The organism is Novosphingobium sp. HII-3 (genome assembly GCF_002916655.1).
GTDB classification, from domain to species: Bacteria; Pseudomonadota; Alphaproteobacteria; order Sphingomonadales; family Sphingomonadaceae; genus Novosphingobium; species Novosphingobium panipatense.
On sequence record NZ_PPSM01000047.1, the window covers coordinates 115,811 to 129,187 of the forward strand.

General features: G+C 64.3%; 14 protein-coding genes and 1 tRNA gene. 14 read left to right on the forward strand and 1 reads right to left on the reverse strand.

Annotated features, from left to right (window positions below; all coding sequences use genetic code 11):
- The first annotated feature begins 58 nt into the window (after positions 1-58).
- The 13 genes from tsf (at position 59) to C2R25_RS15790 (ending at position 12,332) form a co-directional block, all read left to right on the forward strand.
- Positions 59-982, forward strand: coding sequence for a translation elongation factor Ts (gene tsf, locus C2R25_RS15730; protein ID WP_103730101.1), 924 nt, complete (start codon positions 59-61; stop codon positions 980-982).
- A gap of 189 nt (positions 983-1,171) precedes the next feature.
- Positions 1,172-1,711: a carboxymuconolactone decarboxylase family protein gene (locus tag C2R25_RS15735; protein ID WP_103730102.1), complete on the forward strand. Its 540-nt coding sequence runs from the start codon at positions 1,172-1,174 to the stop codon at positions 1,709-1,711.
- A gap of 215 nt (positions 1,712-1,926) precedes the next feature.
- Positions 1,927-2,649, forward strand: a complete 723-nt coding sequence (gene pyrH / locus C2R25_RS15740; protein ID WP_103730103.1) for a UMP kinase — start codon at positions 1,927-1,929, stop codon at positions 2,647-2,649.
- A 3-nt stretch (positions 2,650-2,652) separates the two neighbouring features.
- Positions 2,653-3,210 carry a ribosome recycling factor gene (frr, locus tag C2R25_RS15745; protein WP_103730104.1) on the forward strand — a complete coding sequence of 186 codons (558 nt, stop codon included), beginning with the start codon at positions 2,653-2,655 and terminating at the stop codon, positions 3,208-3,210.
- A gap of 31 nt (positions 3,211-3,241) precedes the next feature.
- A complete protein-coding gene (gene uppS, locus C2R25_RS15750) occupies positions 3,242-3,946 on the forward strand; it encodes a polyprenyl diphosphate synthase (RefSeq protein ID WP_103730105.1) in 705 nt (234 codons plus the stop codon).
- Positions 3,933-4,709 (forward strand): phosphatidate cytidylyltransferase, encoded by a 777-nt coding sequence (locus C2R25_RS15755; protein ID WP_103730106.1) that lies wholly within the window; start codon positions 3,933-3,935, stop codon positions 4,707-4,709. The genes uppS and C2R25_RS15755 overlap by 14 nt, the downstream gene beginning before the upstream one ends.
- A 5-nt stretch (positions 4,710-4,714) precedes the next feature.
- Positions 4,715-5,866, forward strand: a complete 1,152-nt coding sequence (locus C2R25_RS15760; RefSeq protein ID WP_103730107.1) for a 1-deoxy-D-xylulose-5-phosphate reductoisomerase — start codon at positions 4,715-4,717, stop codon at positions 5,864-5,866.
- 13 nt (positions 5,867-5,879) lie between these two features.
- Entirely contained in the window at positions 5,880-7,259 is a 1,380-nt protein-coding gene (rseP, locus tag C2R25_RS15765; protein WP_103730108.1) for an RIP metalloprotease RseP, read from the forward strand.
- 172 nt (positions 7,260-7,431) lie between these two features.
- Positions 7,432-10,071, forward strand: a complete 2,640-nt coding sequence (gene bamA, locus C2R25_RS15770; protein ID WP_103730173.1) for an outer membrane protein assembly factor BamA — start codon at positions 7,432-7,434, stop codon at positions 10,069-10,071.
- Positions 10,071-10,784: an OmpH family outer membrane protein gene (locus C2R25_RS15775; protein WP_103730109.1), complete on the forward strand. Its 714-nt coding sequence runs from the start codon at positions 10,071-10,073 to the stop codon at positions 10,782-10,784. The genes bamA and C2R25_RS15775 overlap by 1 nt, the downstream gene beginning before the upstream one ends.
- A 17-nt stretch (positions 10,785-10,801) precedes the next feature.
- Positions 10,802-11,254 carry a 3-hydroxyacyl-ACP dehydratase FabZ gene (fabZ, locus tag C2R25_RS15780; RefSeq protein WP_103730110.1) on the forward strand — a complete coding sequence of 151 codons (453 nt, stop codon included), beginning with the start codon at positions 10,802-10,804 and terminating at the stop codon, positions 11,252-11,254.
- Positions 11,255-11,367: 113 nt separating this feature from the next.
- Positions 11,368-11,595, forward strand: a complete 228-nt coding sequence (rpmE, locus tag C2R25_RS15785) for a 50S ribosomal protein L31 (protein ID WP_103730111.1) — start codon at positions 11,368-11,370, stop codon at positions 11,593-11,595.
- A 164-nt stretch (positions 11,596-11,759) separates the two neighbouring features.
- A complete protein-coding gene (locus C2R25_RS15790) occupies positions 11,760-12,332 on the forward strand; it encodes a superoxide dismutase family protein (protein ID WP_103730112.1) in 573 nt (190 codons plus the stop codon).
- Positions 12,333-12,434: 102 nt separating this feature from the next.
- Here C2R25_RS15790 and C2R25_RS15795 read toward each other — a convergent pair whose 3' ends face one another.
- On the reverse strand, positions 12,435-13,067 hold the full coding sequence (locus tag C2R25_RS15795) for a 2OG-Fe(II) oxygenase (protein ID WP_103730113.1): 633 nt from the start codon (positions 13,065-13,067) through the stop codon (positions 12,435-12,437).
- 169 nt (positions 13,068-13,236) lie between these two features.
- Between C2R25_RS15795 and C2R25_RS15800 the strand changes: the two genes are divergently transcribed.
- A tRNA-His gene (locus C2R25_RS15800) sits at positions 13,237-13,313 on the forward strand.
- The last annotated feature ends 64 nt before the right edge of the window (positions 13,314-13,377 follow it).

Consider the following 13,377-nt stretch of genomic DNA (forward strand, 5'->3'; position numbering starts at 1 on the left):
GCGCGCACCTGTTTTGGAAACTCGTAGCGAGTTTCGACCAACCAAGAGGATTTGAGCGATGGCTTACACCGCCGCTGACGTGAAGAACCTGCGCGAGCGCTCGGGCGCCGGCATGATGGACTGCAAGAAGGCTCTCGACGAGACCGGTGGCGACATCGAAGCCGCCATCGACGCGCTGCGCGCCAAGGGTCTTGCCGCCGCCGCCAAGAAGTCGAGCCGCACGGCTGCTGAGGGCCTGGTCGGCGTTGCCGTGACCGGCACCAAGGGTGTCGCCGTCGAAGTGAACTCGGAAACGGACTTCGTTGCCAAGAACGACCAGTTCCAGGATTTCGTACGCAAGACCACCGAAGCCGCTCTGGGCGTTTCGGGCGACGATGTCGATGCGCTCAAGGCAGCGGCATACCCCGGCGGCGGCACGGTTGCCGATGCGCTGACCAACAACGTCGCGACCATCGGCGAGAACCAGCAGGTTCGCCGCATGAAGACCGTCGAAGTGTCGAACGGCGTTGTCGTTCCCTACATGCACAACGCCGCCGCGCCGAACCTCGGGAAGATCGGTGTTCTCGTTGCGCTCGAGTCGGAAGCTCCGGCAGACGTTCTCGAAGCGCTGGGCAAGCAGATTGCGATGCACATCGCGGCCGCTTTCCCGCTTGCGCTCAACGCTGACGACCTCGACGCGGAGCTGATCGCCCGCGAGCGCAAGATCGCCGAGGAAAAGGCAGCCGAATCGGGCAAGCCCGAAGCGGTCCAGGCCAAGATGGTGGACGGTGCGATCGCCAAGTACGCCAAGGAAAACGCACTGCTCTCGCAGGTCTTCGTTATGGACAACAAGACCCCGATCCAGCAGGTCGTCGACCAGGCTGGCAAGGACGCTGGCGCCAAGATCGTCCTGAAGGACTACGTTCGCTTCCAGCTCGGCGAAGGCATCGAGAAGGAAGTCACCGACTTCGCAGCGGAAGTGGCCGCAGCCGTAGCCGGCTGATTTTATCCATTTCGCTGAATGAAACGGCGGGCCGGGGAGCGCACAGCTTCCCGGCCCGTTCTGTTTCTCCGCTGACGGATGCCCGATTGACTTGGCGCAGGGCTGGCGTAGCCTTCTCATGGAACCGACCCTTGCACGAGGTCGGCCAAGCCGCCCGCCATGCTTCGGGCGCAGACCGGAGAGGCTCTCATGCGCGTAGAACTGGCTCCTCAGCCGCAGAACCCCATTCCTGACCTGTCGCTGCACTATTCGCCCGAGTTGGTTCGCGCCGGCAGCGCCTTCGGTCTTGCTCCTTATCAGCACTCCAGGCTGCCGCTCCGGTTGTTCGAGGCGTGTCGTATCGCGACGGCGGTCATCAACGGCTGCACGGTCTGCATGAACTGGCGGGCACAGCGCGATCTGCGAATCCTGGGCCACGAGGGCGGTGTCATCGAGCAGGCGGATGCTCCTGACGAGGCCATGTATCAGGCGGTGCTGAGCGGCGAACTGGACAAGCTGACCGAGAAGGAGCGCGTCGCCGTCCGGTTCTCGCAGAAGATGGGGACCGACTCACGGGCGCTTGGGGAAGATGAGGCGTTCTGGGCGGAACTGAAGGGGCTGATGACGGATGCGGAGATAGTCGACCTCACGCATTGCACCGCTGCCTGGATGGCCATGGGGCGCGTGGCGCACGTCCTTGGAGTGGATAGCGTCTGCACGATTGGCGGCCCCCTGGCCGAGGCGGCATGACGTAAAGGGACGCTCCCTTCGCTTTGCAGCCGAGGGGAAGGAGCAGTGCCCTTCCGCATGTGAGCAAAGCGGCACTAGGCGCTTGGTCGCCCGGAAGGATGCGGAGTCCCGATCCGGGCGCGCGTTCGCGGGCCTTGCGCCACCTCGCCCCTTGGCAATCGGTGCTGGCGCTCCTAAAGCCGGCTCACCCCCCCGCCACCAGGAGAGCAAGCGGCATGTCATCCCCCCCCTACAAACGCGTCCTGCTCAAACTGTCGGGCGAGGTGCTGATGGGGAGCCAGCAGTTCGGGATCGATCCCGCTTTCGTCGCCGAACTGGCGAAGGAAGTTAAGGCGGCCAAGGAGACCGGCCTGGAGATCTGCCTGGTCATCGGCGGTGGCAACATCTTCCGCGGCATGGCCGGAGCGGCACGGGGCATGGACCGCGCGCAGGCCGACTACATGGGCATGCTTGCAACCGTCATGAACGCTCTGGCCATGCAGAACGCGCTGGAGCAGCTTGGCGTCGAGACCCGGGTGCAGTCCGCGGTGCAGATGGACCAGGTCTGCGAACCGGTGATCCGTCGCCGGGCCGAGCGTCACCTTGAGAAGGGCCGCGTCGTGATCTTCGCGGCCGGTGTGGGCGCTCCCTATTTCACCACCGATTCGGGGGCCGCGCTGCGGGCGGCCGAAATGCGGTGCGATGCCCTTCTGAAGGGAACGAGTGTCGACGGCGTCTACGACAGCGATCCAAAGACGAATCCGGCCGCGAAGCGGTACGACACGGTCGACTATGACACCGTCCTTGCCGACAACCTGAAGGTGATGGACGCCTCCGCCGTGGCCCTGTGCCGCGATAATGCCATTCCGATCGTCGTGTTCTCGATCCGTGAGGAGGGCAACCTTGCCACCGTCCTCGCGGGTGGCGGCATCAAGACGGTCGTCCAGAAAGGAGCCTGATACATGGCCAAGTACGACAAGGCGGACCTCGAGCGCCGCATGAAGGGCGCGATTGACGCGCTCAAGCACGACCTCTCGGGCCTGCGCACCGGGCGCGCCAACACGGCGCTGCTGGAGCCGATCACCGTGACGGTCTACGGCAGCGCGATGCCGCTTACCTCGGTCGCCACCATATCGGCGCCCGAACCCCGCATGCTGTCCGTGCAGGTGTGGGACAAGTCCAACATCGGACCCGTCGAGAAGGCGATCCGGTCGGCCGGTCTGGGCCTCAATCCGATCAACGACGGCAACACCCTGCGTCTGCCGATTCCCGACCTCACCGAGGAGCGCCGCAAGGAACTGGCCAAGCTTGCCAGCTCCTACGCCGAGAAGGCTCGCGTCGCCGTGCGCAACGTGCGCCGCGACGGCATCGAGGCGCTGAAGGCCGACGAGAAGAAGAAAGAGATCTCCGAAGACGACCGCAAGCGGGGCGAGACCGAAGTCCAGAAGCTGACGGATGACATGATCAAGGCGCTCGACGAGGAATTCGCGCGCAAGGAAAAGGAAATTCTCGGCAAGTGAAGCGGTTGCGCTTCGCCGAGAAGGGAGCTTGATGGCCAAGGTCGAACCTATCGCACGTGGCGCGGGATCCGCCCGCCACGTCGCCATCATCATGGATGGCAACGGGCGCTGGGCGAAGAAGCGGCTGCTTCCGCGCGCCGTGGGGCACCAGCGCGGCGTGGAAGCCGTACGGCGCGTGGTACGTGGTGCGCGCGAACTCGGCCTCGAGGCCCTGACGCTCTACGCCTTCTCCACGGAGAACTGGCGGCGGCCCGAGGACGAGATTTCCGATCTGATGGGCCTGATGAAGCGGTTCATCCTGTCCGACATCGACGAGTTTGCCGCTGCCGGCGTGCGTCTCAAGATCATTGGCGATTACAAGGCGTTTCAGCCGGACGTGGTCGAACTCGTCGAGGGCGCGATGGCGCGCACGGCTGGCAACAGCGGCACGACGCTGGCCGTCGCACTTAACTACGGGTCGCAGGACGAGATCGCCCGGGCGGCCACCAAGGCGGCGGCCAAGGGTGCAATCACCCCCGACACGATCGCCGCCGAACTCGACACCGCCGACCTTCCGCCGCTTGACCTGCTCATCCGAACGTCAGGTGAAGTGCGCTTGTCCAATTTCCTCCTGTGGCAGGCGGCCTATGCCGAAATGCTGTTCACGGATGTTCTCTGGCCGGATTTCACGGCCGACCACCTGCGTGAGGCTCTCGAGGCCTTCACCACTCGCGAGCGGCGCTATGGCGGGCGCTAAGCGGCCAAAGCGCGGCTTGTCCGATCTCGGCGTTAGGACGGCGTCGGCGGTCGTCATGATCGTCGTCGCGGGGGCGGCGCTCTGGCTGGGCGGGGCGGTCTGGACGGCGTTCGTCTGCGCGATCTCGGTGGGGGTCCTGTGGGAATGGGTGCAGCTTGCCCGCGCCGCCACGCCCGCTCCGGGCGCGCGAGCCGCGTGGAACTTCGCAGGTATGCTTTACGTCGGCGTCGGCGCGGCAATGCTTCTGTTCCTGCGCAACCCCGTCTTCACGTTGATGCCGGTCGTCACTCTCCTGCTGACAGTCATCGCCGTGGACGTTGGTGCGTACTTCGCCGGACGCACATTCCGTGGTCCCAAGATCGCGCCTTCCATCAGCCCTTCCAAGACCTGGTCGGGGCTTATGGGCGGTGTGCTCGGCGCTACGCTGGTGCTCTTCGGGGCAGCGCGCCTCTGGCAGGGTGGCGCGATCTGGCTCCATGCTGAAGGCCCGACGGCCGACGTCCGCGCCTGCCTTGGAGCGCAGCCGTGCTGGTATCTCACGGCGGATGCCTTGTCCCTTTTTACCACCTGCCTGATGATGGGCGCGCTGGCAGCGGTCACGGCACAGGCCGGTGACTTCTTCGAAAGCTGGATGAAGCGCCGGGCAGGCGCGAAGGACTCCGGCGCTCTCATTCCAGGCCACGGCGGCTTTTTCGACCGGGTCGACGGCCTCCTAGCCGTCCTCTTCATGATCGGGCTGCTGATCCTGTTCCAACCGCGATGAGGTCCATGCGTTCACTTACCGTCCTTGGTGCGACAGGCTCGATCGGCGCGTCCACGCTTGACCTGATCCGGCGCAACCGTGACCAGTGGCGGGTGGTCGCGTTGACCGCCCACGCGAACGCCGGCGATCTGGCGAAGCTGGCGTTGGAGTTCGGAGCCGAACTGGCCGTCGTGGCGGACGAGGCGCATCTTCCCGCCCTTCGGGAGGCGCTGGCCGGATCGGGTGTCGAGGCGGCGGGCGGCCCTGCCGCGCTGGTGGAAGCGGCAGCGCGCGGTGCCGAGGTGACGGTGGCTGCGATCGTCGGCTGCGCCGGACTGGCGCCCACCATGGCCGCTATCGAGCAGGGCGGCGTGATCGCGCTAGCGAACAAGGAAGCGCTCGTTTCGGCGGGTGAGGTGATGATGGCGGCCGTTGCCCGCCACGGAGCCACGCTGCTGCCGGTGGATTCCGAGCACAACGCAATTTTCCAGTGCCTTGCGGGCAACCGCGCCGAGCATGTCCGCTGGATCACGCTGACAGCCAGCGGCGGACCGTTCCGCGACTGGAGCCTGGAGCGGCTTCAGGCCGCCACACCTGCCGAAGCGGTCCGCCACCCGAACTGGGACATGGGCGCGAAGATCAGCGTCGATTCGGCGACCATGTTCAACAAGGGGCTCGAACTGATCGAGGCCTACCATCTTTTCCCTGTCGGGCTGGACCGGCTGCGCATCATCGTACACCCGCAGTCGGTGGTGCATTCGATGGTCGAGTATCGCGACGGATCGACGCTGGCGCAGCTGGGGCCTTCCGACATGCGGGTGCCGATCGCGTCCGCGCTGGCCTGGCCCGAGCGCATGGACACGCCCTGCGCTCCGCTTGACCTTGCAGAGATCGGCGAATTGACCTTTCGCAAGCCGGACGAAGCGCGCTTTCCGGCAACCCGTTTGGCGCGGGAGGCGGCGCAGGCGGGCGGAGGCATACCGGCGGTGCTGAACGCGGCCAATGAGATTTCCGTTGCGGCCTTCCTTCATGGTCAGATTTCGTTCACGCGTATCGCCGCATACGTGGAAGACGTGCTAGGTTCGTACGCGCCACCGCCGCCTGCCTCGCTTTCGGATGTTCTGGAAGTCGACGGGGAGGCCCGGGCGAGGGCGCGTACGCTCGTGACCAGCACCTGAAAAGAGGCCAAGCTTGACCGGTTCACCAGGACTTTTGACGACGATCTTCGCCTTCCTCCTGGTGCTTGGGCCGCTGGTCCTCATCCATGAGCTCGGTCACTATCTGGTCGGACGTCTGTTCGGCGTGAAGGCAGACGCCTTTTCTATCGGCTTCGGCAAGGAACTTGCCGGCTGGACCGACCGGCGCGGAACGCGCTGGAAGCTCTCGGCCTTGCCGCTCGGTGGCTACGTGCAGTTCGCAGGTGACATGAACCCGGCGAGCGCGGCGGCCGCCGCCGACCCGCGTCTTACCCCCGCAGAAAGGGCGCAGACCTTCCACAGCAAACCGCTGTGGCAACGTGCCTTGATCGTTCTAGCAGGGCCGATGACAAATCTGCTGCTTTGCGTGGCCATCTTCGCCGCTTTCTACGGTACGCAGGGCCGGCTCGTGGACGACGCCGAGATCAGCGGCTTCGAGGCAGGATCGGCCGCGCAGAAGGCGGGTATGCGCATCGGTGATCGGATTGTCGCGATCGACGGTGATGACGTGGACGGTGCCTTCGACGTGGCAGGGCGCGCCGCATATTTTCCCGGAAAGACGCTTTTGGTGGCCGTCGAGCGCGAGGGGCGCACCGTGGTGGTGCCCGTCACGCTCGCCGAACGGGTGCTGACCGACCAGTTCGGCAACACGGCGCGGATAGGCGATCTGGGCGTCCGGATGATGCCGCCGGTCGTGGGCGGCTTCTACGGCGATTCGCCCGCGGAAGCCGCAGGGTTGAAGCTGGGTGATCGCATCGTGTCGGTGAACGGCGTCGCCGTCTCCGGATTCGAGGAGATCCCCGAGCTGATCCGCCCGAACGCCGGTCGCTCGGTCGACCTCACCGTGCGGCGGGACGGTGCCTTGCTGACGCTGCCCGTCAAGGTCGCGGAGGCTACCCTCACGGACGCGACCGGGAAGCCCCGGAAGGTGGGGCAGATCGGCGTCCGCGCGGGTCGTCTGGAACAGGTGGGTCCCTTGCGCGCCGTCGGTCTCGGCTTCTCTCAGAGCTTTCGTGTGATGGGAGACATGGTGACCGGCATCATGCAGATATTCACCGGCGACCGATCAGTTCGCGAACTGGGCGGCCCAGTGAAGATCGCGCAGTATTCGGGGCAGCAGTTCACGCTGGGATGGGAGGCGTTCGTATCCTTCGCCGCTCTCATCTCGATTAACTTGGCATTCATCAATCTCCTGCCAATTCCGGGCCTCGACGGCGGGCATTTGGCTTTCTACGCCGCTGAAATGGTTCGCCGCAGACCTCTTGGCGCGCGCAGTCAGGAATGGGCGATCCGGACGGGGGTGGCATTGGTGCTGGCGCTGATGGTCTTCGTCACCGTGAATGATCTGGCTTCTCTCCCTATTTTCGGGGGATAGCGGAGGGGAATCACTACCGATCACATGTTGCCGGGCTTTGTCTGCTTGATTGGACCGGCTCCATCGGGCAGATGGCTGCGGTTGCTTGCGGGGTCTGGTGCCTCCCTGTCGGTGGTCTGTTTTTCATCGCGAAAGCGAATACGGGATTTTTCGTAGAATGATGGGACGGGAAATGGTTCGCAGCACTCGCCTGCGCCGGGCTTCGCAAGTCGCGGCGGTACTGCTCGCAACCACTATCCTCGCGGGCGCTCCCGCAGAGGCGATGGCTCAGGCGGCGGCTCCGGCTGCCGCGGCACCGGCGGTTGCGCCGACTCCCGAAGGGGAACCGATCCAAACCATCGTGGTGAAGGGCGCAGAGCGTCTCGAGGCGCAGACCGTGCTTTCGTACATCAAGCTGCGCGTCGGACAGAACTACACGAAGACCGCAGCCGACCAGGCTCTTAAGGACCTGTACTCGACCGAGTTGTTCAAGGATGCACAGGTCGCGTTCGATGCCGGTGTGGTGACTATCACGGTTCAGGAAAACCCGGTCGTCAACCGGATCATCCTCGAAGGCAATAAGCGGATCAAGGACGACAAGATCCTTCCGGAGATCAAGGTCGCACCGCGGCAGATCTTCACCCGCTCCAAGATCCGTGCAGACGTTGCCCGCATCATCGAGCTGTACAAGCGCCAGGGCCGGTACGCCGCGACCGTCGAGCCCAAGATGGTGGCGCTCGACCAGAACCGCGTCGATATCGTGTTCGAGATCACCGAGGGCGACAAGTCCAAGGTTCGCCAGATCAACATCATCGGCAATGACCAGTTCTCGGATGGAGAACTGCGCGGCCAGATGGTGACGAAGCAGGCGCGATTCACCCGGCTGCTCAGCTCCGGCACGAGCTACGATCCGGATCGCATGGCGTTCGACCAGCAGAAGCTGCGACAGTTCTATCTGACGCAGGGCTATGCGGACTTCCGCGTGGTTTCGGCAGTGGCGGAACTGACGCCCGACAAGAAGGACTTCATCATCACTTACGTGGTGGAGGAAGGCCAGCGCTACAAGTTCGGTGACGTGAAGGTCGAAAGTCAGCTGCGCGACTTCGACGGTGAGAAGATGGCCGCCAACCTGCCCATGAAAGCGGGCGACTGGTACAACGCCAAGCTGGTCGAAGACACGATCGAAAGCCTGAACGAAACGGCCGGCGCGTTCGGCTATGCCTTCGCGGATGTCCGTCCGCAGTACGATCGCGACAAGGAGAACCTCACCATGGGGTTGACCTTCGTGATCCAGGAGGCCCCGCGCGTCTACGTCGAGCGGATCGAGATCAACGGCAACACGCTGACCCAGGACAAGGTCATCCGCCGCGAGTTCCGCCTTGCTGAGGGTGACGCCTTCAACTCGCTGCAGGTGCGCCGTTCGACGAACCGCATCAAGTCGCTCGGCTACTTCCAGGAGAAATTCGAGGTCGAGCAGAAGCCCGGAAGCGCCGACGATCGCATCGTCCTCGAAGCGAACGTGGAGGAACGCCCGACCGGCGAACTCCAGCTTTCCGCCGGTTTTTCCAGCCTCGAAAGCTTCATTTTCCAGGCGTCCATCCGGCAGCGCAACTTCCGCGGCCGCGGGCAGACGGTCGGCCTGTCCGGCAGTATTTCGCGCTATTCGAAAAGCGTTGAGGCCAGCTTCGTCGAGCCGTACCTGTTCGACAAGAACATTTCGCTTGGCGTGAACGTCTACCGCCGCGACTTCAACAGCTTCCAGTACCTGAATTCCAACCGCAACACGACGTACGAGCAGTCCACCACCGGCTTCGCGGTGCGTGCGGGCGTACCGCTGACCGAGTACCTGACGGCGGTGGGCAGCTACACGCTGAACTACGACGACGTGAGCCTGGATAAGGACACGTATTACTCGTATCGTCAGAACCCGGACGTCTACCAGTGCGACCCGCTGTTTGCCGGGCGATACCTCTGCGACGCGATCGGCAAGCGCCTGAGCTCGATCCTGGGCATGTCGCTGATCTATGACACTCTCGATAACCGCGTGCGACCGACGCGGGGCCAGACGATGTCGGTCAACGTCGATTTCGCCGGTCTGGGCGGCGACGTGAAATATGCCCGCATCCGCGGCAACGCGTCAAAGTTCTTCAACCTGGGCAAAGGCTTCATCTTCTCTCTTTCGGCTGAAGGTGGCGCCATCAAGGGGCTCTCGGGCCAGGATATTCGCCTGACGGACCGCTTCTACCTCGGTGAACCGCAGATCCGCGGCTTCGCCATTCGTGGCGTCGGTCCGCGCGTGTTGCGCAAGTTCCTCGTCGACACCGACGGCGACGGCGTGCGGGATTCGCCGTCGACCAAGCGCAGCGAATGGTCGGACGATGCTCTTGGCGGCCGGTACTACTACATGGGCCGTGCGGAGCTCGAGATCCCGCTGGGCTCCGGCGCTCGTGAAATGGGCCTTCGCCCGTCGATCTTCGCCGACGTCGGCGCTGTGTGGAGCGTCAAGCGTCCTGAACTGACGCAGTGCGACCCCGGCTGTACGCCGACGTACTACCCGAACAACGCCGACGGCACGCCGAACCAAAGCGGGACGCCGGTCACGACTCCGACCGACCCGACGACTAACGCCCCGCTGACGCCGACCGGTGGCTACGCCTACCAGTTCGTCGAAGAGTTCGTGGGCGACACCGTCAAGCCGCGCGTGGCGGTGGGCATCGGTGTAAACTGGAACTCGCCGTTTGGTCCGTTCCGAATCGACTTCTCGCGCGTCCTCCTCAAGCAGGAGGGCGACGATCCCAAGGCCTTCACATTCAACGTGGGAACCCAGTTCTGATGACTACCAAGACCAAGATCGTCGCGTTGGCCGCCGGCCTCGCGCTTACCGCCGTCGCCGCTCAACCCGCGTTCGCGCAGAAGAAGGGCGCCACCGCTGCCACCGGCACGATCGTGCAGGGCCTGGGCGTTGCCAGCTTCGACGCAGTCATCGCCAATTCGAACGCCTTCAAGACGGCCGAGCAGCAGCGTCAGACCACGTTCAAGGCCCAGTTCGATCAGGCGCGCACCCGCCAGGATGCGCTTAACGCCCAGATCAAGCCGCTGATCGACAAGTTCAACGCCGATCGCCAGGGTGGCAAGGCCAGCCAGACCGCTCTCGAGCAGCAGGCCGCCTCGATCCAGCAGATCCAGGAGAACGGCAAGGTCGAACTGCAGCGCATCCTGCAGCCGGTCGGCATGTCGCAGGCCTATGTGAACGAGCAGATCGAAGAGAAGCTCGACGGCGCGGTCAAGGCCGCCATGACCAAGAAGGGGGTCTCGATCCTTCTGTCGCCGGACGCGATCCTTGCCGTCAACGGCGGTGCCTACAACCTCAATCAGGACATCCTGAACGAGCTGAACACCGCACTGCCTTCCGCGCAGCTGGTGCCGCCGGCCGGTTGGGAACCGCGTCAGATCCGCGAACAGCGTGCTCAGGCTGCGGCGGCTCAGGGGCAGGCCGCTCCCGCCGCTCCGGCTTCCAACCCGGCTCCGCAGCCTTCGGGCCGCTGATCGGACGGACATCGCGCATGAGTGACGCTACCACGCCGGTCTACGATACGGCCAAGATCCTGTCGGCCCTTCCGCACCGCTACCCGATGCTGCTCGTGGACCGCGTGGTCTCGATCTCCGAGGAGGAGATCGAGGCCGTCAAGGCGGTGAGCTTCAACGAGGATTTCTTCCAGGGGCATTTCCCCGGGCGTCCGATCATGCCGGGTGTCCTGCAGATCGAAGCGCTGGCACAAGCGGCCGGCATCCTCGCAATCGAGAGCCTCGGCCTCGCCGGAACGGGCAAGCTGGTGTACTTCATGGCGATTGAAGACGCGAAGTTCCGGGCTCCCGTCACCCCGGGGCACCTGCTCACGCTGCGCACCGGCTTCGTCCAGAAGCGCTCGCGCGTCTGCAGGTTCTGGGGCAAGGCCTCCATTGACGACAAGGTGACCTGCGAGGTCAACTTCACCGCGATGATCGCCGACAGCTGACGAGGGCGGCGGGCAGGGTCCGACTGCTCTTGCTTCCCGGCGCCTTTCGCAGTAAGGGCGCCGCTTTCCAAGCCAGGCCGGTCGGAACCGGCCACATGCGAAAGAGACATACCATGAAGGCCGATACGCATCCCGACTATCACATGATCACGGTGCAGATGACCGACGGCACCACGTTCCAGACCCGCTCGACCTGGGGCTCGGAAGGTGACACGCTGGTTCTGGACATCGACCCGACGTCGCACCCGGCCTGGACCGGCGGCACGAAGCAGCTTCAGGAAGGTGGCCGCGTCGCGCAGTTCAACAAGCGTTTCGGCGGTCTCTCGCTCAAGAAGAACTGATTTCGGCTTCGCCGCCGAATCACTTTATTCAAGGAAGGCGGTCCTGCGGGGCCGCCTTTTTTGTTGCCTGCGGAACTTTCATCCTCTGATACACTTGGCAGAGCGATGTCCGGTCGGATCGCATGCGTCGGCCGGGGGCAAAGCCTGAACAACGGAGAGACTACATGAAACGACCGATGCAGATCCTTATGGCTTCAGCCATCACCGCGCTGGCGCTTGGCGGAGCGGCTTATGCGGCGGACGAACACGCGGGGCACATGGCGAAGGGCGCTTCGGCAGCGCCGATGGTTCATGCCGATGTGATCGGGCAGGACGGCAAGAAGATCGGCATGGTCATGCTCCATGAGACTCCTGCCGGCGTTCTCGTGAAAGCCGATGTGCGCGGAATTCCGGCCGGTGAGCACGGGTTCCATTTCCATCAGAAGGGGTCGTGCGACACGGCAACCAAGTTTGAGAGTGCAGGGGGGCACTTCACGGGCGGCGACCGTCAGCATGGCTACATGGTTGCCTCCGGCCCGCACGGCGGCGACATGCCCAACCAGTTCGTGGGCGCGGATGGCGTTCTGAAGGCGCAGGTGATGAACACCGGCGTCACGCTTTCGGCTGGCCCGCGATCGCTGCTCGACGCCGACGGCTCCGCGCTGATGATCCACGCCGGTGCGGACGACTACACCTCGCAGCCTTCAGGCAACGCCGGCGGCCGGATCGCCTGCGCGGTGATCAAGGCCGCCAAGTAAGTCCCGGACGGTCGCCTGGCTCCACCTCTTGCGAGGTGCGAGCCTGTGCGGCGCGTTACCCCTCCTTTCGCCCGCGCCTCGGGCCAACCCTGTCGCACGATCTCAGCCCCAGGGGCGTTCGCGATACCACTGGGTGATGACGTACTTGCGCCCCCGCCGGACGGGCATGGCGTGGTGCAGGGTCGATGGGTTGGGGTTGCCGTCGGGCTTGCGATTGTTCCAGCCGATGAGCTTTCCCGTCTCCGGTTGGACCAGCTTGTCGATCACCTTGAAACGCGTGGCGCCGCCGGCCTCCACCTCGTTCAGATAAATCATGAAGGTCCATGTCCGCTGCCCCGGGACGGCGCAGTAGCGGTCGAAATCATGGCTTGCAGGCTCGAAGTAGTCCGTGTGCGCCTTGAATTCCTGCCCCACTTCATACCTTTGCCCCTGTAGCGGTTCCGCGTGTGCGGGATCGATGCCCGATAGCGATGAAAGCGCTGCCACCACCTGCGCCACCACGGCATGCTCCTGCGGGAGGTCGCACGTCGAACTCGTGCGGAACGCATCATCGCCGTTGTAGTCGGCGATCGTGGAGGGGCGATGATTCGTCTCGATCAGCTCGATGAGCGCGCTGCACTGAGCCGGGCTCAGGAACCCGCGCGCCGTGAACAGGTCAAGCCGGGACGACGGGAAGCGCTGAACGCCAGGACGTGAGAGAAGCTTTTCCGCAGACGATTCGCCGGAGCCATTCATGGTTCGCAGTCTAGCCGCCCGTTTTACGTGGGAAAATGCGGCGTTGTGCCGTGAAGCCGAATATTTGCTTTGCAAGAGTGCTCATCCTGTGCAAAGGGGCGCTCCCGCACCGGATGCAGCTGCTTCCGGATGTGGAACAGGCGAAGCCCGAAGGTCGGGCACGCATGTGGCGATCGTAGCTCAGTTGGTTAGAGCGCCGGTTTGTGGTACCGGAGGTCGTGGGTTCGAACCCCATCGATCGCCCCATTTTCTTCAACTCACCACTTCACAGGAATCCGCTGCCAAGGCGGACGAAAAGCGCGCGGTTTGA